Origin of the sequence: Salinimonas profundi (genome assembly GCF_014750655.1) — a bacterium.
In the GTDB taxonomy this organism is placed as follows: Bacteria; Pseudomonadota; Gammaproteobacteria; order Enterobacterales; family Alteromonadaceae; genus Alteromonas; species Alteromonas profundi_A.
The window spans coordinates 157,826-182,324 of sequence record NZ_JABBXD010000007.1 but is presented as its reverse complement, the minus strand read 5'-3'; the positions used below and the strand labels follow the sequence as shown (position 1 = coordinate 182,324).

The 24,499-nt window shown below is 48.7% G+C and carries 26 protein-coding genes; 4 read left to right on the top strand and 22 right to left on the bottom strand.

The window, feature by feature from the left end; translation table 11 throughout:
- Positions 1–7: 7 nt before the first annotated feature.
- The 14 genes from pilW to trmJ form a co-directional block, all read right to left on the bottom strand.
- The gene (pilW, locus tag HHX48_RS13165; protein WP_191025849.1) at positions 8–1,219 is read right to left on the bottom strand and encodes a type IV pilus biogenesis/stability protein PilW; all 1,212 of its coding nucleotides are present in this window, start codon (positions 1,217–1,219) and stop codon (positions 8–10) included.
- A 26-nt stretch (positions 1,220–1,245) separates the two neighbouring features.
- A complete protein-coding gene (locus HHX48_RS13160) occupies positions 1,246–2,364 on the bottom strand; it encodes a bifunctional tRNA (adenosine(37)-C2)-methyltransferase TrmG/ribosomal RNA large subunit methyltransferase RlmN (RefSeq protein WP_191025847.1) in 1,119 nt (372 codons plus the stop codon).
- 197 nt (positions 2,365–2,561) lie between these two features.
- A complete protein-coding gene (ndk, locus tag HHX48_RS13155) occupies positions 2,562–2,993 on the bottom strand; it encodes a nucleoside-diphosphate kinase (RefSeq protein ID WP_139755721.1) in 432 nt (143 codons plus the stop codon).
- 148 nt (positions 2,994–3,141) lie between these two features.
- Entirely contained in the window at positions 3,142–3,555 is a 414-nt protein-coding gene (locus tag HHX48_RS13150; protein WP_191025845.1) for a SufE family protein, read from the bottom strand.
- Positions 3,556–3,579: 24 nt separating this feature from the next.
- The gene (gene sufT / locus HHX48_RS13145; protein WP_191025843.1) at positions 3,580–4,116 is read right to left on the bottom strand and encodes a putative Fe-S cluster assembly protein SufT; all 537 of its coding nucleotides are present in this window, start codon (positions 4,114–4,116) and stop codon (positions 3,580–3,582) included.
- A 6-nt stretch (positions 4,117–4,122) separates the two neighbouring features.
- The gene (locus HHX48_RS13140; RefSeq protein WP_191025841.1) at positions 4,123–4,479 is read right to left on the bottom strand and encodes a HesB/IscA family protein; all 357 of its coding nucleotides are present in this window, start codon (positions 4,477–4,479) and stop codon (positions 4,123–4,125) included.
- Positions 4,480–4,491: 12 nt separating this feature from the next.
- On the bottom strand, positions 4,492–5,709 hold the full coding sequence (locus HHX48_RS13135) for an aminotransferase class V-fold PLP-dependent enzyme (protein WP_191025839.1): 1,218 nt from the start codon (positions 5,707–5,709) through the stop codon (positions 4,492–4,494).
- Entirely contained in the window at positions 5,706–6,965 is a 1,260-nt protein-coding gene (gene sufD / locus HHX48_RS13130) for a Fe-S cluster assembly protein SufD (RefSeq protein ID WP_191025837.1), read from the bottom strand. The genes HHX48_RS13135 and sufD overlap by 4 nt, the downstream gene beginning before the upstream one ends.
- On the bottom strand, positions 6,962–7,723 hold the full coding sequence (gene sufC / locus HHX48_RS13125) for a Fe-S cluster assembly ATPase SufC (RefSeq protein ID WP_191025835.1): 762 nt from the start codon (positions 7,721–7,723) through the stop codon (positions 6,962–6,964). Before sufC ends, sufD begins: the two co-directional genes overlap by 4 nt.
- A 2-nt stretch (positions 7,724–7,725) precedes the next feature.
- Positions 7,726–9,162 (bottom strand): Fe-S cluster assembly protein SufB, encoded by a 1,437-nt coding sequence (gene sufB / locus HHX48_RS13120; RefSeq protein ID WP_191025833.1) that lies wholly within the window; start codon positions 9,160–9,162, stop codon positions 7,726–7,728.
- A 267-nt stretch (positions 9,163–9,429) separates the two neighbouring features.
- Positions 9,430–10,608, bottom strand: coding sequence for an IscS subfamily cysteine desulfurase (locus HHX48_RS13115; RefSeq protein ID WP_191025831.1), 1,179 nt, complete (start codon positions 10,606–10,608; stop codon positions 9,430–9,432).
- A complete protein-coding gene (gene iscR / locus HHX48_RS13110) occupies positions 10,608–11,084 on the bottom strand; it encodes a Fe-S cluster assembly transcriptional regulator IscR (protein ID WP_191025829.1) in 477 nt (158 codons plus the stop codon). Before iscR ends, HHX48_RS13115 begins: the two co-directional genes overlap by 1 nt.
- A 103-nt stretch (positions 11,085–11,187) precedes the next feature.
- Positions 11,188–12,012: a serine O-acetyltransferase gene (cysE, locus tag HHX48_RS13105; protein WP_191025827.1), complete on the bottom strand. Its 825-nt coding sequence runs from the start codon at positions 12,010–12,012 to the stop codon at positions 11,188–11,190.
- 2 nt (positions 12,013–12,014) lie between these two features.
- The gene (gene trmJ, locus HHX48_RS13100) at positions 12,015–12,740 is read right to left on the bottom strand and encodes a tRNA (cytosine(32)/uridine(32)-2'-O)-methyltransferase TrmJ (protein WP_191025825.1); all 726 of its coding nucleotides are present in this window, start codon (positions 12,738–12,740) and stop codon (positions 12,015–12,017) included.
- Positions 12,741–12,939: 199 nt separating this feature from the next.
- Between trmJ and suhB the strand changes: the two genes are divergently transcribed.
- Positions 12,940–13,716: an inositol-1-monophosphatase gene (gene suhB, locus HHX48_RS13095; RefSeq protein WP_191025876.1), complete on the top strand. Its 777-nt coding sequence runs from the start codon at positions 12,940–12,942 to the stop codon at positions 13,714–13,716.
- Positions 13,717–13,777: 61 nt separating this feature from the next.
- Here the strand turns inward: suhB and HHX48_RS13090 are convergent, their stop codons facing one another.
- From HHX48_RS13090 to HHX48_RS13055, 8 genes are all read right to left on the bottom strand, one after another.
- Complete coding sequence (locus HHX48_RS13090; protein WP_191025822.1) at positions 13,778–14,032, bottom strand: hypothetical protein; 255 nt, start codon at positions 14,030–14,032, stop codon at positions 13,778–13,780.
- Between the two features lie 134 nt (positions 14,033–14,166).
- The gene (locus tag HHX48_RS13085) at positions 14,167–15,066 is read right to left on the bottom strand and encodes an aspartyl protease family protein (protein ID WP_191025820.1); all 900 of its coding nucleotides are present in this window, start codon (positions 15,064–15,066) and stop codon (positions 14,167–14,169) included.
- A gap of 882 nt (positions 15,067–15,948) precedes the next feature.
- The gene (secF, locus tag HHX48_RS13080; RefSeq protein ID WP_191025818.1) at positions 15,949–16,890 is read right to left on the bottom strand and encodes a protein translocase subunit SecF; all 942 of its coding nucleotides are present in this window, start codon (positions 16,888–16,890) and stop codon (positions 15,949–15,951) included.
- A gap of 12 nt (positions 16,891–16,902) precedes the next feature.
- Positions 16,903–18,747 carry a protein translocase subunit SecD gene (secD, locus tag HHX48_RS13075; RefSeq protein WP_191025816.1) on the bottom strand — a complete coding sequence of 615 codons (1,845 nt, stop codon included), beginning with the start codon at positions 18,745–18,747 and terminating at the stop codon, positions 16,903–16,905.
- Positions 18,748–18,807: 60 nt separating this feature from the next.
- Positions 18,808–19,143, bottom strand: coding sequence for a preprotein translocase subunit YajC (yajC, locus tag HHX48_RS13070; RefSeq protein ID WP_191025814.1), 336 nt, complete (start codon positions 19,141–19,143; stop codon positions 18,808–18,810).
- A gap of 24 nt (positions 19,144–19,167) precedes the next feature.
- Positions 19,168–20,280, bottom strand: a complete 1,113-nt coding sequence (gene tgt, locus HHX48_RS13065; protein ID WP_191025812.1) for a tRNA guanosine(34) transglycosylase Tgt — start codon at positions 20,278–20,280, stop codon at positions 19,168–19,170.
- A 134-nt stretch (positions 20,281–20,414) separates the two neighbouring features.
- The gene (gene queA, locus HHX48_RS13060; protein ID WP_191025810.1) at positions 20,415–21,449 is read right to left on the bottom strand and encodes a tRNA preQ1(34) S-adenosylmethionine ribosyltransferase-isomerase QueA; all 1,035 of its coding nucleotides are present in this window, start codon (positions 21,447–21,449) and stop codon (positions 20,415–20,417) included.
- 211 nt (positions 21,450–21,660) lie between these two features.
- The gene (locus tag HHX48_RS13055) at positions 21,661–21,939 is read right to left on the bottom strand and encodes a DUF6471 domain-containing protein (protein WP_191025874.1); all 279 of its coding nucleotides are present in this window, start codon (positions 21,937–21,939) and stop codon (positions 21,661–21,663) included.
- 169 nt (positions 21,940–22,108) lie between these two features.
- Between HHX48_RS13055 and HHX48_RS13050 the strand changes: the two genes are divergently transcribed.
- The 3 genes from HHX48_RS13050 to HHX48_RS13040 all read left to right on the top strand — a co-directional run bounded on the left by HHX48_RS13050 (position 22,109) and on the right by HHX48_RS13040 (position 24,499).
- Entirely contained in the window at positions 22,109–22,498 is a 390-nt protein-coding gene (locus tag HHX48_RS13050; protein WP_191025808.1) for a DUF2170 family protein, read from the top strand.
- A gap of 21 nt (positions 22,499–22,519) precedes the next feature.
- Positions 22,520–23,200: a PspA/IM30 family protein gene (locus tag HHX48_RS13045; protein WP_191025806.1), complete on the top strand. Its 681-nt coding sequence runs from the start codon at positions 22,520–22,522 to the stop codon at positions 23,198–23,200.
- Between the two features lie 246 nt (positions 23,201–23,446).
- A complete protein-coding gene (locus tag HHX48_RS13040) occupies positions 23,447–24,499 on the top strand; it encodes a potassium channel protein (RefSeq protein ID WP_191025804.1) in 1,053 nt (350 codons plus the stop codon).

Genomic DNA, 24,499 nt, shown 5'->3' with positions numbered 1-24,499 from the left:
CAACTACCTAGTTTGTTTGTTGCTCTGGTGGAACCAGCCATAAACGGGTTCCCGCCTCCAGCAAATCACTGTCCGTTAGTTGGTTCCATTTAAGAAGTGTCGACATTCTAATATTATACTTTACAGATAAACGGTACAGGTTCTCTGACTTCTGAACTATATGATACCGCTTCTGTTGAGTCGACTGTGCAGCATCATCCTGCTCATCGGACACTTCTTGGGAGTCTGAGTTCGAGATAACCTCAGGTTCCGGTGTTTCTGATTCTGATTTTTTTGATTCTTTCTCAGGTGCGCGGGCAGTTGCAGACACATCTTCTTCAGCCGCTTCTTCTGTCACGTCCTCAGGTGGCGCCTCGTTTGCCGATTTCTCTGCCCGGGACTTATTATTGTCCGGTTGGTCCGGTGCCTCAGCGACAGAATCCGTTGCAATAACTTTTGTTTTGCGAGTGCGTTTTAGCACCGGTCTGTCGGTGCGGATGGCTTCGTATTGCTTTGCCTGTTCACTGTCAGGAAACATGCTTACCAGCATCTCGCCATAGGCACGCTGGCTTTCTAAGTCTTTTTGTCCACGGGCAATCTCAACCGCCAGCCATAATGAATCGGGACTAATACGCGACACTTTTTCATAACGTTTGAGCGTTTCGGCGGCTTTGCCCCACCGCTGTGTTGCCACATATTCCTGCGCCAAAAGATACAACGTTTTTGTTCGAGATGGCTGATGGTTCAATGCATCGTTAAAATAATTGATCGCATCATCATGGAATCCGCGCTCCCTGGCGCAAATCCCCATATTCTCATAGGTCAGAACCGCATTGGCATATCGCTGGTTTTTTACTGCTCGTGTGAAGTACTTATTGGCTTCCTCGTACTCACCCTGTTCACACAGGTACGCGCCATAGCTATTGGCAATGTCTGCATCGCGCGGAGCCAGTGACATTGCATTTTCGAAAAACTCTACGGCACGAGGCTGGTCTTCCACCGTTTGGTAATAGTACGCCATGGCATAATGGACCTCCGCCATACGCGGTCCAAACTCCAGCGCCTTATCGAGATTCTTCTTTGCCTGAGAATATTCACCGTTCTTCAGATAAGTCAGACCCAACGACATTCGCGTCTTCGCTGCTTCCTGAGTATCAAAGTTATCACTCAACATGCCTGGCTGAGACTGACTAACACATCCTGTGAGTATAAACAGGCACGCTATAAGGCTTTTGCGCATTACGCTACTATCTCCATTAACTAACGCTACTGCGCCATTTTTACCGAAATTTGCTCACCCTTCATCTGTTTTTTCAACATTCTTTTTGTCCGGTCGGCAACTTCACCTACCAACTGACCACAGGCGGCATCAATATCATCGCCACGGGTTTTTCGTACAACAACGGTAAAGCCATACTCCATAAGGACTTTGGCAAAACGGTCCATGCGTGAATTAGATGAGCACGTATACGGCGATCCGGGATAAGGATTAAACGGAATCAGATTAATTTTACTTGGCGTATCTTTAAGCACTTTCGCCAGCTCATGGGCCTGTTCAGTACTGTCATTGATATGTGAAAGCATCACATATTCTACTGTCACCCTACCCTGATTGGCTTTTGATTTACCCAGATAGCGTCTTACACCAGCCAAAAATTCTTCGATATTGTATTTTTTGTTGATGGGCACAATTTCGTTGCGAAGCTCATCGTTGGGTGCATGAAGAGAAATCGCTAAGGCGACATCAATCATATCGCCCAGCTTGTCCAGCGCGGGCACGACACCTGATGTACTCAATGTGACTCTGCGCTTGGACAAACCAAACCCATAATCATCCAGCATGATATCCATGGCAGGAACCACGTGCTTAAGATTAAGTAACGGTTCGCCCATTCCCATCATGACAACATTAGTTATAGGACGTTTGCCTGAATCGTTCGACAGCCCAAGATGCGTGGCCACCCGCCATACCTGTCCGATAATTTCACTACAGGTCAGGTTGCGGTTAAAGCCCTGCTGCGCGGTTGAACAAAAAGTACATTCCAGCGCACACCCGACTTGTGACGACACGCATAACGTGGCGCGGTCACTTTCCGGGATCCACACACTTTCTACTTCCTGACCGCCTTCAAGCGCCAGTACAAACTTAATCGTACCATCGCTGGCTTCCTGAAAATAAGCGATCTCGGGCGCAATAATTTCGCTGTTGGCCTCAAGCTTGGCACGCAAGTTTTTGTTCAGATTGGACATCTGAGAAAAATCACTGACACCATGGTGATAAATCCATTTCATCACCTGGTCAGCGCGAAACGGTTTTTCATCGACTTCCTTGAAAAACGCACGCAAACCCTCGCGATTGAGATTTAACAGATTTGTCTTTGCCATAGCGTAAATGACCTTACTTTAAACATCGTGAAAACGTGTACTGGCCGGCGCAGTTCGCACCCGTCCTGTACAAAAATTGGGCGCGAATTCTACCACACCGCGCCATGCGGTAAAAGCAACGAAATGCTGCCTGGATATGAATATCCATACAAAAAAGGAGAGCCTATGCTCTCCTTTTCTCTGTTTTTCGCCTTCGCTTAGCGAGTGCGTGGACAGATTTCTTCTTCAGAGAAGAAATAAGCAATTTCACGTGATGCAGATTCTGGTGCATCTGAACCGTGAACGGCATTCTCGTCAATCGACACTGCGTAGTCTGCACGCAATGTGCCTGCCGCTGCTTCTGAAGGGTTAGTCGCACCCATGATTTCACGATTCTTAACAATCGCATTTTCGCCTTCAAGTACCTGAACCATTACCGGGCCAGATGTCATGAAGTCAACCAGTGCACCAAAGAAAGGACGCTCTTTGTGTTCTGCATAGAAACCTTCTGCCTGTTCTTTGCTCAGGTGCACCATTTTAGATGCAACGATGCGCAGACCTGCGGTCTCAAAGCGATTGTAAATTGCACCGATTACGTTTTTAGCAACCGCATCAGGCTTGATAATAGAGAAAGTACGCTCTAGCGCCATGTGTTTGTCTCCGATAATTCGTTTAAAAATTTTGGCCGCGAATTATAGGCAATAAAACCCTGATTTGCCAGTGGCGTTTTACCGTGACGCGGTATTGTGTTTAAATGCAGTCTAGCATGGCGTTCATGAAAGACCTATGACAGCCCCATCAGGATACCGATCGTTTCGCCAGGGCCTGTATTTTTGCCACGATAGCGCGTAATCCGTTGCCGCGGGTCGGGCTGATGTGTCGTTCTAAATCCAGCTCAGCGAAATAACCATCAATATCAAATGCCAGTATTTCCTGAGGCGTTTTATCATCATAAGCCGCCAGCACCAGTGCCAACAAGCCCTGCACGATAACAGCGTCGCTGTCCACCTCAAATCGGATACGACCATTTTCAATGCGCTCGATGAGCCAGACAGAGCTTTGGCAGCCTTTGACCAGTCTGTCATCGGTCTTCTGTTCCTCAGAAAGACCACTGATTGCTTTGCCCAGATCAATAATATATTGATAGCGCTGTTCCCAATCATCGAAAAACGCTAAATCATCAACAATTTCCTGACTATCTGGTAATTCCATCGTATTGCAGTTCCACGTCTGTTATTAGAAAAATAAACCGGCTTCCAGTTGCGCCTCTTCGCTCATCATTTCTCTTGACCAGGGCGGATCAAACACCAGGTCAACATCGACACTGTCCACAAAAGGCACCATGCCGACACGGTATTCCACGTCGCCTACAAGCACAGGCCCCATTCCGCAACCCGGTGCAGTCAGGGTCATCGCGATATTTACCGCCTTTGAAGACTGATCGATGTTAACCGTATAAATAAGGCCGAGAGAAACAAGGTTTATCGGAATTTCCGGATCGTATATCGTCTCCAGCGCATCCCAGACCTGCTGCTCACTGATTTTACTGTCTTCCGGCTCAGGAAAATCGAGCACCTTGGCGGTACGACCTATGGCATCAGCATCTGTACCATCAATCCGGTACATATTACCGCGCCACGTAACCGTATAGTTCCCGCCAAGCTCCTGAGTGATAGTTACAAACTCGCCTTCGGGGATAACCGTCATGTCGCCGGCAGGCACCAGGCGTGCTGTACATTCACGCTCTGTGACCACCATTTTTTGTGCTGCCATGATGAATTACCCTATATTGAAACTTTCGCCACAGCCACATTCGTCAACCACGTTCGGATTATTATATTTAATAATGCCGTTAACCCCTTCGGTAACATAGTCGATTTCAGTACCGCGAATAAGTGACACTGCGCTGCTGTCCACAGCCACCATGACGTTGTCACCGGCCTCAACAGTTTCATCACCTTCCGCCGGGCCGTCTGCAAAATCTATGACATAGGCATAACCGGTACATCCACTGACTTTTGTTGATAACCGGATCCACTTTTTGTCGCTATTTTGCAGCTTTTTGGCAAAGTGTTTTAATGCAGAATCGGTCAGAGATACCACTTTATCACTGGGTACAAATGTTTCTACACTCATAAAATTCTCCTGCTATGCCAGCATTGTTCTGGCTTTACGCAATGCGTCAAATAAAGCGTCCACTTCATCCAGCGTGTTATATATAGAGAATGACGCTCTGGCAGTACCGGGAATACCCAAACGCTTCATGAGCGGCTGGGCGCAATTATCGCCGGTACGAATAGCAATTCCCTGTCTGTCGAGAATAAAGCCCACATCAGCCGGATGCGCGCCTTCCAATAAAAAGCTGAGCACACCAATTTTATCCTGCGCTGTGCCGATCATGCGCAGCCCCTCAAAGGCTTGCGCCTGTTCATGAGCACTGGTTAAAAGTGTTTTCTCATGGGTCTGCAGTGCGCGGGTATCCAGCTCGCTGAACCAGTTTAAGGCAGCGGCCAGTCCAATTGCACCGGCAATATTAGGTGTGCCCGCTTCCAGTCGGTTCGGCAACACACCCCAGGTCGCACTTTGATAAGTTACGTCCTGAATCATCTCGCCACCGGTTAGCCAGACAGGCCAGTCCTGCAGCACATCGCGTTTACCCCACAAAACCCCGATACCGGTAGGGGCGAATATTTTATGTCCTGAAAACACATAAAAATCACAGCCGATGTCCTGTACATCGACATTGCCATGAGCAATGCCCTGCGCCCCATCGATAAGCACCCAGGCATCGACCTTTTTGGCCTCTGCGGTCAGCATTTTTACCGGGTTAACGGTTCCCAGCGCGTTCGATACATGGGGCATGGCAACCAAACGGGTTGCCGGACTCAGTAAAGCCGTAAATGCCTCGATATCCAGCTCGCCGTTATCGTGTATCGGCGCTATCTTAAGACTTGCACCCGCACGCTTGCAGGCCTGCTGCCAGGTAACCAGATTGGCATGATGCTCCATCTCAGTGACAACCACTTCGTCGGTGTCTTTGAGTAACTGCGCCAGGCCATTGGCTACCAGGTTGATACCTTCAGTGGTGCCACTGGTCCAGATAATTTCTTCACGCGCTGCGGCGTTGACGAACCGGGCGACTGCGTCCCGGGCCTTTTCATAACGGCGTGTTGCTTCATCAGATAACTGATGCGCGCCACGGTGCACATTCGCATTGCAGGTCGTGTAGTAGTCAATAATGGCGTCAAGCACGGCCTGAGGCTTTTGTGTCGTTGCCGCATTATCAAGGTAAACCAGCGGCTTACCATCGACTTCACGCTGGAGGATAGGAAACTGTTTGCGCAGCGACGCTACGTCAAAACTCATTTGACCTCCATATGCGCAAAACGCTCACTCAGCTTAGGCAGCAGCCATTCACGGATTGCTGCATCAGGCATCTGATTAACCAGTTCCTGAATAAACCCGAAGTTGAGCATAACCAGCGCTTTACTGCGTTCAACACCACGTGTAAGCAGATAAAACAATGCTTCATCGTCAATCTCTGCAACGGTGGCACCGTGAGCACACTTTACATCATCAGCATAGATCTCAAGCTCAGGCTTGGTATTGATAATACCTCTGCGTGAAAGCAGCAGATTACGGTTATTCAGCTCAGCCAGCGTGTTTTGCGCATCACGATGAATGTGAATGCGGCCGTTAAATACTGCCCGGGCCCGGTCCCCGATAATGCCACGCGCATTTTCTTCGGTAACGCCGTTAGGAACGGCATGTTCGATATTCGAGTGAAGGTCGAACAACTCGCCCTCAGCCAGCAAATACACCGCATTCATTTTGGCATTGGCATGCTCACCGGCATGAATGATATCTACATCCAGGCGGGACAGTTCACTACCGTAGCCGACTACCGTGCTGTTAAGTGTTGATTCGTTGCCAAGTCTGAAGTGCGTACCACCGACCTGCATTGCTTCTCCGGTCATCATCGCAAAGCGATAATGTTCAAGGTGCGCATTATCCTCAATGGCAAACTCAGAAAAGGCTGTCGACATACTTGCCTGGGCGCCCTGTCCATCCTCAAAGATTTTCGCAGATGCGCCTTTACCTATCCGCACCAGGATTCGTGTGTGTGCATCGACATCCTGCGTAACGGTATTGGTAATACGGATAACCTTATCAACGGTGACACCTTCAGCCACATCAATAAAGATACCCTGTTCGCTGGCGATATCATTAACCAGACCAAACACATGATGATGAGGCTTGATCTGCCCGAACAGATCGCTGGCGACTTGCTGTTGCTTATCATCAAGATTTGCAAACGAGCTTACTGACACACCTTCTGGTGCAGCCAGCGTTTCAATATCTGTGGTCAGCTTGCCATCAACAAACACCAGTTCCAGTGCATCCAGGCCTTCGATAACGGGCACTTCTGCAGATGTCGCTGACTGCGAATGCTTTACCTGTCTTTTATCCAGGGAGGTCAGCGGGGTGAATCGCCACGCTTCGTTGCGGCGGCCCGGCCAGCCCATTTGTCCCAGAGAACGTAACGACTGCTTTCGAACCGGAGCAAGAAAATCCGATGTTGCAGACGCGCTCTCAATGACTTCGTTTAGCCATTGACTCATGCTTCTGCCTCCTCGTATTTTTTACCTAAAAATGCGTATCCTGACTTTTCAACTTCGTGCGCCAGCGACGCATCACCACTTTTCACGATCTTGCCGTCAGCCAGAATATGAACAAAGTCAGGCTTGATATAGTCAAGCAAACGCTGATAATGCGTGACAACAATAAAGCTTCTTTCGCCGTCACGCTGGCTGTTAACACCATCGGCTACAACCTGCAGCGCGTCCACGTCCAGACCAGAATCCGACTCATCAAGAATGGCAAGCTTCGGCTCAAGCAAAATCATTTGCATGATTTCGTTACGCTTCTTTTCACCACCAGAGAAACCTTCGTTTACACCACGCTTTAAGAAATCCAGAGGAAGCTGCACCTGCTTACATGCCGCTTTCGCTTTTTTGAGGAATTCAGCTGCAGTAAGGGACTCTTTGCCCTGCTGCTCACGAATCGCATTCACCGATTCTTTCATAAATTCCATATTGCTAACGCCAGGAATTTCTACAGGATACTGAAATGCCAGAAAAAGACCAGCCTGCGCGCGCTCTTCAACTTCCATATCCAGCAAATCAGCGCCTTCAAGCTCAACGCTACCTTCGCTGACTTCATAGCCGTCACGTCCGGAAAGCACATAGCCCAGTGTGGATTTACCGGCACCATTCGGGCCCATGATAGCGTGAACTTCACCTGGTTTTACTTCCAGATCCAAGCCTTTGATAATCGTTTTATCTTCAACGCTAGCATGTAAATTATTTATCTTAAGCATTATTACCCCACTGAACCTTCAAGACTGATTTCGAGCAGTTTGCCGGCTTCAACCGCAAACTCCATCGGTAATTCTTTAAATACTTCCTTACAAAAACCATTCACAATCATCGATACGGCTTTTTCTGCGTCCATACCGCGCTGCTGGCAAAGGAATAACTGGTCATCACTGACCTTGGATGTCGTCGCCTCGTGCTCAACAATGGCTGACGGATTGCGACTTTCGATATACGGGAATGTATGTGCTCCACACTGATCGCCGATAAGCAATGAATCACACTCGGTAAAGTTTCTGGCGCCATCGGCTTTCGGGCCCATCTGAACCAGACCACGGTATGCGTTATTACTGCGGCCGGCTGAGATACCTTTAGAGATAATGGTCGAGCGGGTATTCTTACCAATATGAATCATCTTGGTGCCGGTATCGGCCTGCTGACGACCGCGGGTGAGCGCGACAGAGTAAAACTCACCAACGCTGTTATCGCCTTTCAGCACACAGCTTGGATATTTCCAGGTAACCGCAGAACCGGTTTCAACCTGAGTCCACGAAATTTTTGAGTTGGTATGGGCAACGCCACGCTTGGTCACGAAGTTATAAATACCGCCCTTGCCATCTTCATCGCCCGGATACCAGTTTTGCACGGTTGAATATTTGATTTGTGCATCATCCATTGCCACCAGCTCAACAACGGCGGCATGTAACTGATTTTCATCACGCTGTGGTGCGGTACAGCCCTCAAGGTAACTGACATAACTGCCTTCTTCGGCAACAATCAGCGTACGCTCAAACTGACCGGTGTTCTGTTCATTAATTCTGAAATAGGTCGACAATTCCATCGGGCAACGAACACCTTTTGGAATATAAACAAATGAACCGTCAGTAAATACTGCACTGTTTAGCGCCGCATAAAAATTATCGCTGCGCGGCACTACCGAGCCAATATACTTTTTCACAAGGTCAGGGTATTTCTGCAACGCTTCAGAGATTGGGCAGAAGATTACTCCCGCTTCTTCGAGTTTTTCACGGAATGTGGTTACCACCGACACGGAGTCGAACACCGCATCGACGGCAACACCGGCCAACATTTCCTGCTCATGCAGGGGAATACCCAGTTTTTCGTAGGTACGCAACAGCTCTGGATCAACTTCATCCAGAGACTGCGGTTTATCCTTCATACTTTTGGGCGCGGAATAGTAAGAGATTTCCTGAAAGTCGATTTTCGGGTAATCCACGTGCGCCCATTCAGGCTCGTCCATCTTCAGCCATGCGTGATACGCCTTAAGACGCCACTCAAGCATCCATTCAGGTTCGTTTTTCATGGCGGAGATGCGGCGAATTACCGACTCGTCCAGGCCATTTTCAAACGTTTCAGATTCAATTTCTGAATAGAAACCCGCATCGTACTTTCTCGATAACGCCTGTTCGATCTGTTCACTCATGTTTGGATCTCACTAGTTTGCCTGTCATAGCGGAGCGATTTGATTACACGGCCATCACGGTCTTGCCCTGCATCACTTTTCTGTGCCACCAGAAAAGCTGCTCAACGCTGTAAATCTATGGTGTATTGTATAATACCTGACTAATTCACTCAAGTATTTGAATGCCGGCGCTGTTGCAGATACAGGCAGTCTAAACCCTGTCTGCGCAAAGCGCGGCGGATCATGCCCCAACCGCCCTGAATATTCAACGCGCAAGAGGCGTTTGCGCTAATTGTTACCGTCTTTACCCGCCTGGCGAAGCCGTTGAACAACGTCGGTCACTTTATCGATGGTGTATTCCACATCCTCATCGGTGGTAAAGCGCCCGACTGAGAAACGAATACCGCTATGCGCCGTTTCTGCATCACACCCAATGGCTTTTAAAACATAAGACGGTTCAAGACTGGCAGACGTGCACGCTGAGCCGGAGGATACGGCAATATCGTTAAGTGCCATCATCAGACTTTCGCCATCACAGCCAGAAAAGCTGACATTCAGATTACCTGCCACGCGAGCAGTGCTATGGCCGTTTAATTTAACATTATCCAGTTTGCTGAGGCCTGACCACAGTTTGTCACGTAGTGTTGTCAGCCGCGCCTGTTCTGCTTCAAGTTCGCTGGCGGCCAGTTCACATGCCATCCCCAGACCAACAATCTGATGGGTCGCAAGTGTTCCTGAACGCATATTGCGCTCATGCCCACCGCCATGAATCTGCTCTTCAATATGCACCTTTGGCCGACGTCTGGCGAATAACGCGCCACTGCCTTTCGGGCCGTAAAACTTGTGCGCGGATATTGAATACAGGTCCACGGGCAGCGTACTCAGATCAACAGGCAACTTGCCGACGCTTTGCGCACCGTCGACGTGAAAAACAATGCCACGTTCGCGACAAATCCCGCCAATCCGCTCAATATCCTGGATAACGCCAATCTCGTTATTAACGTGCATCACTGACACGATGATCGTGTCGTCGCGCAATGCATCAGAAAATGCATCAATGTCGATCAGACCCTGTTCATCTACATCCAGGTAAGTGACCTCAAAGCCCTGCGTTTCCAGATACTTGCAGGTATCCAGAACTGCCTTGTGCTCGGTGACAACCGTTACAATGTGGCGACCTTTATCTTTGTAGCGCTGTGCAGCGCCTTTTAATGCCAGATTATTGGATTCGGTCGCCCCTGACGTGAAAACAACTTCCCGCGGATCGCACTGTAGCAGGTCAGCCACCTGATTACGGGCGACATCAACCGCCTCTTCTGCCACCCAGCCATACCGATAGGTGCGCGAGGCCGGATTACCGAAATTGCCATCCAGTGTCAGGCACCGCATCATCTGCTCAGCCACTCTCGGATCCACCGGCGTGGTCGCTGCATAGTCTAAATAAACGGGTAAAGAAGAACGGGCCATCAGAGCTGCACACTCACTGTGATATCCTGGTTTTTCAGGGCGATTTTGTCCTGACGGTTGGCAACTTCCAGTACATCACGCTGCGCCATCAATTCACCCAGCGTTATACCGTTTAAAAAGACACTGATTCGATCACTTAAGTCCTGCCAGAGACTGTGCGTCAGACAGCGCTCACCGCCCTGACAATCAGCATGGCCACTACAGCGGGTTGCATCGACGGTTTCATCTACCGCACGAATGACCTCACCGATAGCAATGTCGGTAGCGTCGCGTCCCAGCAAATAGCCGCCGCCCGGCCCTCTGACACTGTCGACGAGTTTTTCTCTGCGTAATCTGGAAAACAATTGTTCGAGATAAGACAGTGATATTTCCTGACGTTCGGAAATATCGGCAAGCGGAACTGGTCCCCTGGTAGAATGAAGGGCCACATCGAGCATGGCAGTGACTGCGTATCGCCCTTTAGACGTAAGCTTCATAAGGTTCCCCACTGAGATTCTGATGGCAAAATTGTTCCATACCTGACTAAAACGGTCAACTATTAAACCTTAAGCTTTAGTCAGGTATTATCGATTGCCTGCTTCAGATTTTCGGGTCAAAGGCGTCCTGATTATCGCCCTCATCATAAATGACCGGATCAATACCCGTTTCGGCGAAATCTTCCTTACTCAGGGAGCTGAGATTGTCTGTACATACATTGCCGCCCATGCTGCGAATCACACCACACATCTCTTCTACCTTGTGGTCCATCTGGTGCATATGCTCGAGCATGATGCCCATGGCGTTAGCCACCGGATCGGGGTTATCCGGAGAAATAGCGTACGCATCAAAGCCATATTTTTGCGCGATACAGTTCCGTTTATCACTGTTTTCAGCGGCTTTCTGCTGATTGACCGGTGAGGTAACAATGCGACCGGGAATGCCCACAACTGTGGCGCCAGCTGGCGCGTCTTTAACCACCACCGAATTGGAACCAATTTTTGCACCAGCTCCGATGGTGATAGGTCCCAGTACTTTTGCTCCGGCACCGATTACCACATTATTTTCCAGCGTGGGATGGCGTTTACCAGATTGCCAGGAAGTACCGCCAAGGGTGACGCCATGATACAGCGTGACATCATCGCCAATTTCCGCCGTTTCCCCAATGACTACACCCATACCATGGTCAATAAAAAATCGCCGCCCGAGTTTTGCACCAGGATGTATTTCCACACCGGTCAGCCACCGGCTGAACGTGGACAGTGAGCGCGCCAGCCATTTGAAATTTGCCCGCCACAGGCGGTGCGCAATACGATGGATCCAAATCGCGTGCAGGCCCGGATAGTTGGTCAATACCTCAAACGTATTTCTGGCGGCAGGGTCGCGGTGAAACACCCCCTGGATATCATCTTTTATCCGTTCGAACATGGTTAGCGCTTACCTGGTTTTGTGGCCTTATCAATCGAGGACAATATTCCCCGTAGGATATTTAATTCCTGCGCCTCAGGGCGTGAGCGGTTAAACAGACGGCGCAATTTAGTCATTACCATGCCAGGATGATTTTTTACAATAAATCCTGTGCCCTGCAGCGTTGACTCAAGGTGCGTATAAAAACGCTCAAGATCATCATTGATTGGATATTCTGTTGGCTCAGAGGCTATTGTCTGGCGGGACAGCCATGCCATACGAACTTCATAACTGAGCGTTTGCACGGCCATCGCCAGGTTCAGTGAACTGTAGTCAGGGTTAGCCGGAATACAGACATGGTAGTGGCATTGCTGTAATTCTTCATTTGTCAGACCGTTATTTTCGCGGCCAAACACCAGTGCCACAGGATAATTTGACACTTCGCTGATCATCTTCTCGCCGCACTCTCTGGGCTCAAGCATCGGCCAGGAATGAGTACGCGAGCGTGCAGATGTACCAACTACCAGACCGCAATCGGCCACCGCTTCTTCCAGCGAACCTACGGTGGTGGCATTACCCAGCACATCACCGGCGCCGGCAGCCAGCGCGCTCGCTTTACCATCCGGTGCCTGGACGGGGTCAACCAGCCACAGGGTGCTTAGCCCCATAGTTTTCATGGCGCGGGCGGCAGAGCCGATATTTCCCGTATGCGATGTATTTACCAGCACGATTTTTATATTACTTAGCATTTGATAACGATTGCCTGTCCTGTTTGCTCGCGATAATAGCACAGTAGAGCTCTAGATGGCTATCTCTGCACACGCTTCGCACCATACCGTCAATTACGTCTATGCATTGCATATTGGCAGGCGAACGGGTACACTTCGCGCGTTTTTTAACCCAGAGCTCCTCTCTGCGGTATCGATCTTTTACAATTGGTGGTTATCTATGCATCCGATGCTGAATATCGCGGTTCGCGCTGCGCGCGTTGCCGGTTCTCTTATAGTTCGTGGTTTTGAACACCGCGACGATTTACAATTGCAGTCCAAGGGCGACAATGATTATGTTACCCACATCGACAAGGAAGCAGAAAAAGCGATCATCAACAAGATTCGTCAGTCATACCCAAACCACAGCTTTCTGGGTGAGGAAAGTGGTGAAACAGAAGGTACTGACAACGAATTTCAGTGGATTATTGACCCGCTGGATGGCACCACCAATTTTATCAAAGGCATTCCTCATTTTGCCGTTTCAATAGCACTTCTTTATAAGGGTCGTCTGGATCAGGCAGTGGTTTTTGACCCTATTCGCGGCGAGCTGTTTACAGCAAGCAGGGGCAAAGGTGCTCAGTTAAACGGCTATCGTATCCGTGCGACTAAACCACGGGATCTGTCCGATACTATTCTGGCAACCGGCCTGCCGTTTAAAAACAAAACTCAGTACAGCGAATATGCGTTGAGCCTGAATAAAATTTTTCATGAATGTGGCGATATTCGCCGTGCAGGTAGCGCCGCGCTTGATATGGCATATGTCGCAGCAGGTCGTCATGATGGCTATTGGGAGCGTGGCATCAAACCGTGGGATATCGCTGCCGGTGAGTTACTGGTGCAGGAAGCGGGCGCGCTGGCAACCGACTTTAAAGGCGGAAATGATCCTTTATACAAAGGTGAGATTGTCGCTGGTAGTCCCAAAGTGGTACAGGCATTACTTAAACACCTTAAGTAATTTTGCCGTTTTTCCGGTGACTCAAAAAAACGGTGCTTACAGCACCGTTTTTTATTGCCTGTTAATGCGTTTTTACCGGCACTTCAATACAATCCGGCGAAAGAAAAAACGAACGCGTGCATCGCAGTCTCGTTGTCGGTACGCATGTCAGTACACGCCCTTCAAGTTCGACCGAAATGATTTTATGTGACCGAATAATATCCGGCGAGGCCCAGACTGACACCCGCCCTTCCTGAAGGGTCGCATCAAACTTGCCCAGATGCGCATCATTCCCGCGTAAAGTAACCGTGTGAGTTTTAAGTGGATTGCATAGCACCGACGTTCTCCTGATGAATGGTTCTGTCGCTGATTACGCCAATAAAAAATGGCCGGTTCTCACCGAATAACAAAACACTGTGCTTTTCTGATGCCGTCGAGCTGGTCATACTTTTTAGTGAATATATTTCACACTTACTCGTCAGGCAGCCCTACATGCATTTGTCCCCGGGCATAGTCCATTGTCAGCACAAAATGTTTAAGCACATCAAAGCCGATAAGCCCGGATACGCGCTTGCCATTTATCCGGGTGCCTGTCTGGCTGTACTGATTTTTCAGTCTGATGCTGTTGCCTTCGGCATTAAACGAAATCAGCACATTTTCCAGGGTAAACGGGCCAAACTGCATTTCCTCAACGCGAGTTGATTCTACGTGGATGCGCTTGGTTGCTCCCCGGGCGCCTGCGATGCCATTTTCCTGCTTTATTAATCCCATATCCTGCGCCAGGGGTCGCTCTATGACCACACCGGCACTATTTCCCGTATCCAGTATCAACCAGATATTTTTTCCCTCTATTGTCACCTGCACCAGTGGCATGCCCGACCCTTTCTGATCGACCATCCTTATGTTTGTAAACTCATTTAGTGCCATGGCATCCCGGGTGACAAGCCGAAGACGTTTGCCCGGATAATCAATCTGCATGATATTGCCGTAAAATAATGGCGCGCCGAGCAGTAATCCTTTTGAGTGATGGCCTAACGCAAGCCCAACGACCTGATCAAAGGTAGTTTCGGCGCCAAATAGCCCCACCGGCAAGCCGGACAATTTGTCCTGTACCGCTTCGCCAAACGCGCCCTGAACCCGAATTTTACCAACACGGTTGAAGCTTAGGTTGTGCTTGCCCATAAATGCAGTATTAATCGCATTGAATTGCGCACCGCTATCGAGAATAGCATGGGTGGGAATGCCACTGACTGTTGCCGGGAGAACGATATGACCGCGACGCAATTCGAATTCGAGCCACTTAGTGACGCCGGCTGTCGCGGTTACCGAGAACATGACAGTCACGATAAATGCAGTGATTGCAGCTTTCATTATCAATCCTTTGAAAGAAGATCCGGCTTCTACGCTACCATATCGTTTCCAACGTTGAAATATTGTGACAGGTCTCATAACCGGCACATCACACCCGGCCACATTTGTTCAGTGAAATCGACGTACCAGAAACAAACCAGTACGTTTAATATTGATCTGGCCCATTCTATGATAAAGATCTGACAGGCCAGTTTTCCTGTCATCAATCTGGTGGGTTCTGCTGAAAAGAGCGTTATACCTCTAGCCTGAATCGTGCGGTTTCTTTTATTTCCGACGAATTGGCATTGCGCCGCAACCTACTGTCGTGAGTATCATCAATGTGGCGTGAAAGCGTGGTTTCACCTTTCCCTGTTAACCCGCTCTGGATAATAATGCATTGCCTATCTCTAAAAATCTTGCTGCATTTCTTCGTTTTATCGAAGGGGAATTCACACCATCAATAAATAACAAATACCGGGCCTCAGGTCAGCGTACCTCAACAGGACAGTCTTTAGCCGGATCGTTCGCCATTACACATTATCTAAAAAATTCCCCCGTTTTGGCGCTAAACGATCGTTAGTCCGGGTTTATGGAAAAACGAAGAGCATCTGCTGCCACGTGACATTCCGGCACTATCAGACAATAAACTTATTGCCGCTGCCGGTGGCAAAGAGAATGACACCATGGCAAGGCGCTACATATGGCGATTTATCATGCCTTTAAAGCATCTAGCAAACACGAACACCATGCGGAGTAACGTCAGCAAAAAACTGCTTCTGGCTATTAAAATAAAGGTGGTAAGCCTTAACTCATTATTGAAGGCGTATTTCAGGACGGGACAGCGCCAATAAAAAAGGCCGCTGTCATCAGCGGCCTTTTAATATTGTCAGATAACCATCAACGTTACGGCATCGGATCCAGGTCTGCGCCTTCTTTTTCCACCTGCGGTGGCATCAGGTCTTCTTTACTGATACCCAGTGCCAGTGCCACTGAGCTGGCAACATAGATAGAAGAGTACGTACCAATAACCACACCGAAGAGCAGTGCGGTCGCAAAACCGTGGATAAGCGCGCCGCCTTTATAGAAAAGCGCCACCAATACCAACACTGTGGTCAGTGATGTAATGATTGTCCGGTTCAGCGTCTGTGTCAGGGAGATATTTACAATTTCCGTTGGTCCGCCTTTTCTGATTTTGCGGAAGTTTTCACGAATACGGTCACACACAACAATTGTATCGTTAAGCGAGTAACCGATAACCGCTAACACCGCAGCCAGCACCGTCAAATCAAATTCAATCTGCAGAACAGAAAACAAACCCAGTGTTAACAGAACATCGTGCGCCAACGCAGAGACCGATCCCAGTGCAAAACGCCATTCAAAACGCATTGCCACATAAACCAGAATACACAGCAGCGCCACCAGCATCGCCAGACCGCCCTGCTCTGTCAGCTCTTCACCGACATTAGGCCCGACAAACTCGATACGACGCATCTCGACATTGTCGCCGGAGCTTCGTAACGCGGAAACCACCTGATTACCAATTTGCGCCGACTTCACACCTTCACGGGGTGCGATTCTGATCAGGACTGCTTCACTTGAACCGAAGTTCTGAACAATCGCATCTTCAAAGTCAGCACCGTTTAACGTTGTCCGGATTTCAGATAGATTGGCAGGCTTATCATAACCCACTTCAATCAATGTACCGCCGGTGAAATCCAGTCCCCAATTGAGACTGTTCACTGCCAGCGAGACAACAGAACCAATCAACAAAACAGCAGAGAGCACCATCGTGATAGTGCGCAACTTCATGAAGTTGATGGTTTCAGATACTTTAACTAATCGCATTGATAACGCTCCTTAAATCGCCAGCTTCTTCACGCGACGGCCACCCCAGACAGCGTTAACAATAACACGGGTTAGCAGAATAGCGGTGAACATGGATGTGGCGATACCAATCATCAGCGTAATTGAGAACCCTTTAATGGGTCCCGTGCCTACTGCAAATAAAATCAATGCAGCGATAAACGTCGTAATGTTAGCATCCATAATGGTTGAAAAGGCACTGTCATAGCCTTGGTGAATTGCCTGCTGCGGGCTTCTCCCATCACGCAATTCTTCGCGGATCCGCTCAAAAATCAGCACGTTGGCATCAACCGCCATACCGACAGTTAATACGATACCGGCCATACCAGGTAACGTCAGTGTGGCCCCAGGAATCATCGACATGATACCAACGATCATGACCAGGTTAGTGGCAAGAGCGATGTTAGCAACAATACCAAAGGCTTTGTAGTAAAGAAGCATGAAAGCCAGTACCGCTATCAGACCATAGATGATTGCCTGCATACCCAGTTCGATATTCTCAGCACCCAGGCTTGGCCCGACAGTACGCTCTTCGACAATCTGGATGGGAGCAATCAGCGCACCGGCACGCAGCAACAGCGCCAGGTCACGGGCTTCTTTAGGCGAATCAAGACCAGTAATTCTGAAACTACTGCCAAGTTGAGCCTGAATAGTAGCAACCGAGATGACTTCTTCATGCTTTTCAAAGACCAGCTTGCCTTCATCGGTCTTCTCCCCGGTCGCTTTATATTCGATAAAGACCGTTGCCATGGGATTACCGATATTCCCGCGCGTCCCGCGGGACATTTTATTACCACCTTCAGAGTCCAGTGATATGTTGACTTGCGGGATACCGTATTCATCAACACTATTATTCGCATCGATAATGTGGTTACCCGTCAGCATAACCTGCTTTTCCAGAAGCTGTGGCTGACCGTTTTTATCATTAATTAACTGTGTGCCTGGCGGTACACGGCCATTGATGGCATCGCGAACATCGTGTTCTCTGTCCAGCAGACGAAACTCCAGGGTCGCCGTTGCGTTAAGAATCTCTTTTGCTCTTGCAGTATCCTGTACGCCCGGTAGCTGCACTACGATGCGATCTGCACCCTGCTTTTGAATCAGCGGTTCAGCAACACCCAATTGGTTAACCCGGTTACGCAAAATAGTGATGTTTTGCTTCACCGCGTAATCGCGAATTTCTTTCAGCTTATCTTCAGAAAATGAAGCCCGTAATACCAGGTTGTCCTGTTCGGTAAACAACAGATCGCGGTTACGGTTTCGCAGAAAGAACTGCGCGCTCTCCAGCGTTTCTTCGTCCCGAAACTTGATATCGACATATCCATCACGCACGTTAACAGCGCGATAACGCAAATTTTCTTCGCGCAGTGCGGTACGAAAATCACTTTCAGCATCTTCCAGCGACTTGGCAATGGCTTCACTCATGTCCACTTCCATCAGAAAGTGAACACCACCACGCAAGTCCAGACCTAGTTTCATCGGTGATGCACCAAGGTCCTCAAGCCATTGCGGCGTATCAGCAGCAAGGTTCATTGCGACCACATAGTCATCACCTAACGCACGCTCCAGATTTTCACGCGCTTTAAGCTGCGCTTCAGAATCTTTCAGACGAACCAGAATTTGTCCGTCTTCGAACTCTATACGTTTCGTATCGATTTCATTGGCATCCAGCGTATCGCGCACCTGAGCGACCATTGATTCGGTCACAGTGGCATTTCTGCCGGCTGAGATTTGAACGGCGTTGTCTTCACCGTAAAGATTAGGAAGCGCATACAACGCGCACATCGCAACGATGAGTACGGCGAGCAGTACCTTCCAGACAGAATTCTTGTTTAACACGGACAAATTCCTTTTAGCCGGTCGCCGGAACTAATATATCCGGCCCCGGCGTAGAAACGTTTAGATTGCTTTCATCGTGCCCTTTGGCAGAACAGCAGTCACAGATGACTTTTGCACAACGATATTATTGGTCTCGTTCAGTGCGATTTCGATAAAGTCTTTTTCTTCTGATACCTTGGTGATGCGCCCTACCAGGCCACCCTGAGTAAGTACTTCGTCACCTTTACCCAGCGATGACACCAACGCTTTGTGTTCTTTCACGCGCTTGGCCTGCGGACGGTACAGTAAAAAGTAAAAAATCAGACCAAACACGCCCAGCATAATCAGCATTTCAAAGCCGCCACCCTGTTGGCCGCCCGCAGATTGTGCGTAAGCGTTAGAAATGAATAAGCTCATAATCTTCCTCTATCTTCGTTGTTGTTATAGTGCCGGTACCGGCATATCTTTTTGTGCGTAAAATTCTTTAACAAAACTATCCAGCTCACCGGCATCCAGTGCATCACGTAGTCCCTGCATCACACGCTGGTAATACCGAAGGTTATGAATAGTATTCAAACGCGCGCCAAGAATCTCATTGCATTTATCCAGATGATGTAGATAAGACCGCGAATAGTTTTTACAAGTGTAACAATCACAATTTTCGTCCAGCGCGGCGGTGTCATTGCGATGTTTGGCATTGCGGATTTTAACCACACCCTCAGTCACAAACAGGTGGCCGTTACGGGCATTTCGGGTCGGCATTACACAATCAAACATATCAACACCACGACGTACCGCCTCAACGATATCTTCTGGCTTGCCCACGCCCATCAGATAGCGTGGTTTGTCGTCGGGTATCTGATGCGCTGTATGATCAATGATGCGGATCATATCTTCTTTGGGCTCACCCACTGATAAGCCGCCAATCGCGTAACCATCAAAGCCAATCTCTTCGAGCCCGGCCAGGGAAACATCCCGCAGATTTTCGTACATGCCGCCCTGGATAATACCAAACAGTGCTGCCGGACTGTCACCATGGGCTTCTTTGCTTCGCTCGGCCCAGCGCAGTGACATTTCCATCGACAAACGCGCTTCCTGCTCAGTGGCAGGGAAAGGTGTGCATTCATCGAAAATCATCACGATGTCTGAGCCCAAATCGCGCTGCACTTCCATGGATTTTTCCGGCGTGAGCAGAATCTTTTCACCATTGATAGGTGAGCGGAACGTAACCCCTTCTTCGGTGATCTTGCGCAAATCGCCGAGACTGAAAACCTGAAAGCCCCCTGAGTCAGTCAGAATTGGCTTATCCCAGTGCATAAAATCGTGCAGATCACCGTGCTGTTTAATGATGCTCGTACCCGGACGCAACATCAGGTGAAAGGTATTCCCCAGACAAATATGCGCACCACTGTCTTCTAATTCCTCGGGCGTCATTCCCTTCACGGTGCCATAGGTGCCAACCGGCATGAAGGCGGGTGTTTCGACCACGCCCCGGTCAAATACCAGACGACCGCGTCTGGCTTTACCTTCTGTCTTTAACAACTCAAATTGCATGAATGCGAATATCCTGATCTCAGGCGCTAGCGCGCAGACTCTAAATAAAATTGGCGGCGATTATACCAGTTCTGACACTCAGATCATGTCTGAAAGAAGTCAATCATGGTAAAAAGATGCCCGCGAACGACTTTTTATGCTTTTTCGATAAACATACTGTCGCCGTAACTAAAGAACCGATATTCCTTTTCAATAGCTTGTGCATAGGCATTCATTACATTGTCACGCCCGGCAAAGGCGCTTATCAGCATCATCAATGTGGATTCTGGCAAGTGAAAATTGGTGAACATGGCATCCACGACTTTGAACGAGAAGCCCGGATAAATAAAGATATCGGTATCGTCAAAAAACGGCGCTATCAACTGCTCGCCCGCTGCTTTTGCTGCCGACTCCAGTGAGCGCACTGACGTTGTACCTACCGCGATAACCCGTTTGCCGCTGGCTTTCGTCTGGCGAACCTGCTCAACCACGTCATCCGGCACTTCTGCATACTCTGCGTGCATCTGATGTTCAAGAATATTATCCACCCGCACCGGCTGAAATGTCCCTGCACCGACGTGCAAGGTTACAAAGCCGGTCTGTACGCCCTTATCGGCCAGTTTCTGCAAAATGGCATCATCAAAATGCAAACCCGCGGTGGGCGCAGCAACTGCACCGGGCTTTTGGTTATACACGGTCTGATAGCGTTCTTTATCACTGGATTCATCAGGCCGGTCTATGTAAGGCGGAAGCGGCATATGCCCGTACTTTTCCAATAAAGACAGCACCGGTTCATCATGGTCGAAGCGCAAAAGAAATAAGGCATCCTGTCGCCCGGTAACGGTGACATTAACGGCATCTTCAAGAATAAGCTGTGTATCCGGTTTAGGGGCCTTGCTTGCTCTGACATGCGCGAGAACACAATTGTTATCCAGAATTCGCTCAACAAGCACTTCCACCTGTCCGCCCGTTGGCTTCTTGCCTTTGAGTCTGGCAGGAATAACCCGCGTATTGTTGAATATCAGTAAGTCGCCGGGCTCCACCAGCGCCAGCATATCGGCGAACATACGATGCCCGACCTCGCCGCTTTTACCGTCAAGATGCATCAGACGGCTAGCACTGCGCTGTTCGGTAGGATATTTGGCAATGAGGTGTTCAGGTAACGAGAAGTTAAAGTCGCTTAATTTCATGGGTCCAGGCACTACTTTTTCAGGCAATAATATCAGTACTCATCGGATCGGTTTACATATGAATACCATTATATAAATCACGATACGCACAAAAAGTACACAAACAAACTTAAACGGTTAAGATAAGTGCAAATAGAGATGATGTTCTCCCATACTTATCCTATTTCCCTTAGGCCCGGTATTTTGCCGGGCTATTTTAATGGCGCACAGTTTACCTGTCTTTGGCCTGAAGATCAGCGAGGATCTCGGCTAAATTATCAGCGTCGACTCCCTTAGCATTCAGCACCATCAGAATTGCCAGTAACAAATCTGCCCCCATTATCCCTTTATTGACTTTATTACGAAGGTTATCTGCGCTCTGAGTAATACCGATGCCTGCCAATCGATCGCTTAGCATCTGATACTTCACGCCCCGGATGGACATTTGCGACTTTACAAGCCTTTGAACGACTTGCCGCCAGTGTGTTTGCTCAACCAATTTAGCCACCATTTGTGAACAATGATTCACGAAAAAATATTTTATTACACATTTGAGTGCTTTTATTATTGACCATTCACCGCCTCTATGTCTACACTAACCTTGTGAATGTTGGCGTATCGCTGCTTTATGGGTAAAGTGGCTGCGTAATCATTCGCTTAATATGCAAAGGAGAGACACTATGACATGGGATCTTGCGCAACTTGAATCCCTTTTGACGCAATACGACGATTTTGTAGTTACCCGTGAGGAAGGGTGTCTGCTAATCGCCAATCAGGATGGCATCGATGCGTGGCTGGCAATCAGTGGCGAACAGATTTTAGTTGAAAGCCTGCTGTTCTCAGCCGACCAGGTAAAAGATAAAGCTGCTCTTGATCATGAGATTTTGTCATCTCATATGGTATTTCCACTCACCACGGTTGGTATTTCAACCATCAATGAGCAGGAATACTACACCGCGTTTGGCGCACTCAGTGCACAGTCAAAAGCAGAAAGTATTGTCATTGAGGTGGAAACCCTGTTTCAGAATGTCGCGTCGTTTCTTGATGCGTACGAAACCCACCTTCAATAATTAGTAAAGCAGGAGAAGCGAATGTCTGTTTGGAAAAAGCTTATTACAGCGGTTAAAGGCGGTGCGAACGAAGCAGCGCAGGCAGCAGTGGATAGTCAGGCGATACGAATTCTGGAACAGGAAATCCGCGAAGCAAAAGAAGAGTTACGTAAATCTGATCATGCTCGCACCCAGATTCTGGCTAAGCGTAAACTTTCACAGCAAAAAATTGATAGTTTCAATGCTTCAATCAGTGAATATGAAGCACATGCGCGCAAAGCGATAGATTCTGATCGCCAACTGGCATTGGATTGTGCGCAGAAAGTGTCTGATTTAAAAGAAGAGCGTGAACAGGAACAAGCGTATCTTGATCAGTTCCATAAATCAGAAAAGCAATTGGCCGGTAATATTCAGCAGGCAAAGGCAAATCTGCGTCGACTTGAACAGCAGGTTGATATGGTCAAAGCCACAGAAAGCGTGCAAAAGGCTCAGGTCGCCGTGTCTTCCAGACACATGGGCGCCAACAGCAAGATGAAAACGGCCACGGAATCGCTTAGCCGTATTCAGGAAAAACAGAAGATGCGCAGCGCTGAGCTTGAAGCAGCTGAAGAGCTGGCCAGTGAAGATAGCAACACGGATCTGGAAAAACGTTTGTCAGAAGCAGGTATAAAAGGTGGTAAATCATCGGCGGATGATGAACTGAGCCGGATTCTGGGCAGCTAAAGTAAAAAAGCAGAGCATGCGCTCTGCTTTTTTATGTAAGGCACCTGTTAAGCAACCCTGTGTTGCAGCCTTATGCCATAAGTGCACTTTCCGGTGTCTTCATATCCTTGCTCAGCCTGCAAGTTTCCCAATTAGCTTTTATTATCCCTTAGACGCATTTATGTTCGTCGCACACGCTTGCCCGTGCTGATTGCCACAGGCATACTACTACTATAACGATAACAGAAACAGGATGTTACCCGGCTTATGGCCTCCTGGACAAAGCTTCGTCGATTAATGCTTCGCTACTTCAGCGAATCAAGATGGTACACCATTGTACTGATCACCCTAATTTATGGGCTAATGAGCTGGTCTTTGCTCAGCGCAGCAGGTGAGCAGGCGCTTATCAGTCAGGTCGAATTCATTTACTGGCTGGCCGTGACGGCGTCAACGGTAGGTTATGGCGACCTGTCCCCGGTTACTACCGCCGGCAAAGTCATTGTCGCATTATTCGTTATACCTGTTGGTCTGAGTATATTTGCCATGGTAATAGGGCGAATCGCAGCCTGGGTAAGTGACCAGTGGAAAAAAGGATTAACCGGAATGAAAACCCTTCATGTAAATAATCATATTCTGGTCATTGGCTGGAATGAAAAAAAGACTATGCTGCTGTTAGACCTGTTGCTCAAAGAGCGTGAGGATTTAGCGGTTAAACCAGACATCGTATTATGTGTGAAAGCGGATATTACCAACCCTCTGCCCGGCCAGATTGAGTTCGTTCATGTGGAATCATTTAATAAAGATGATGACATGGATCGGGCCTGCATTGCCGAGGCCGGTGTCATTCTTATCGACAACCCGTCTGATGATGTGACCCTGACTACCGCCCTTTATTGCACAAAGCGTAATCCGGATGCGCATCAGGTGGCTTATTTCAGCGATGATTCTTTGGTGTCATTGCTGCAAACCCACTGCCCTAATGTAGAATGCACACCCAGCGTGGCCGTTGAAATGCTGGCCAAATCTGTCTTCGATCCGGGTTCCAGTATGCTGCATCATGATCTGATAAGTGTGGATGCCGGACAGGCCCAGTTTTCCGTCGCAGTGCCGGAAGACTGCGACACACTGACCGTGGGCCAGCTTTTTATCAATATGAAAAAGCATTATGACGCAATCTTTATTGGCTTTGCGCCGGGCGGGGTGTATAAAAATATGGTGGTAAATCCTGATTCTGCGGTAACAGTGTCAGCGAATGATACAATTTTCTATATCGCCAGCGCGCGTATGACCGACATTGACTGGCAAAAACTGGGGAGCTGA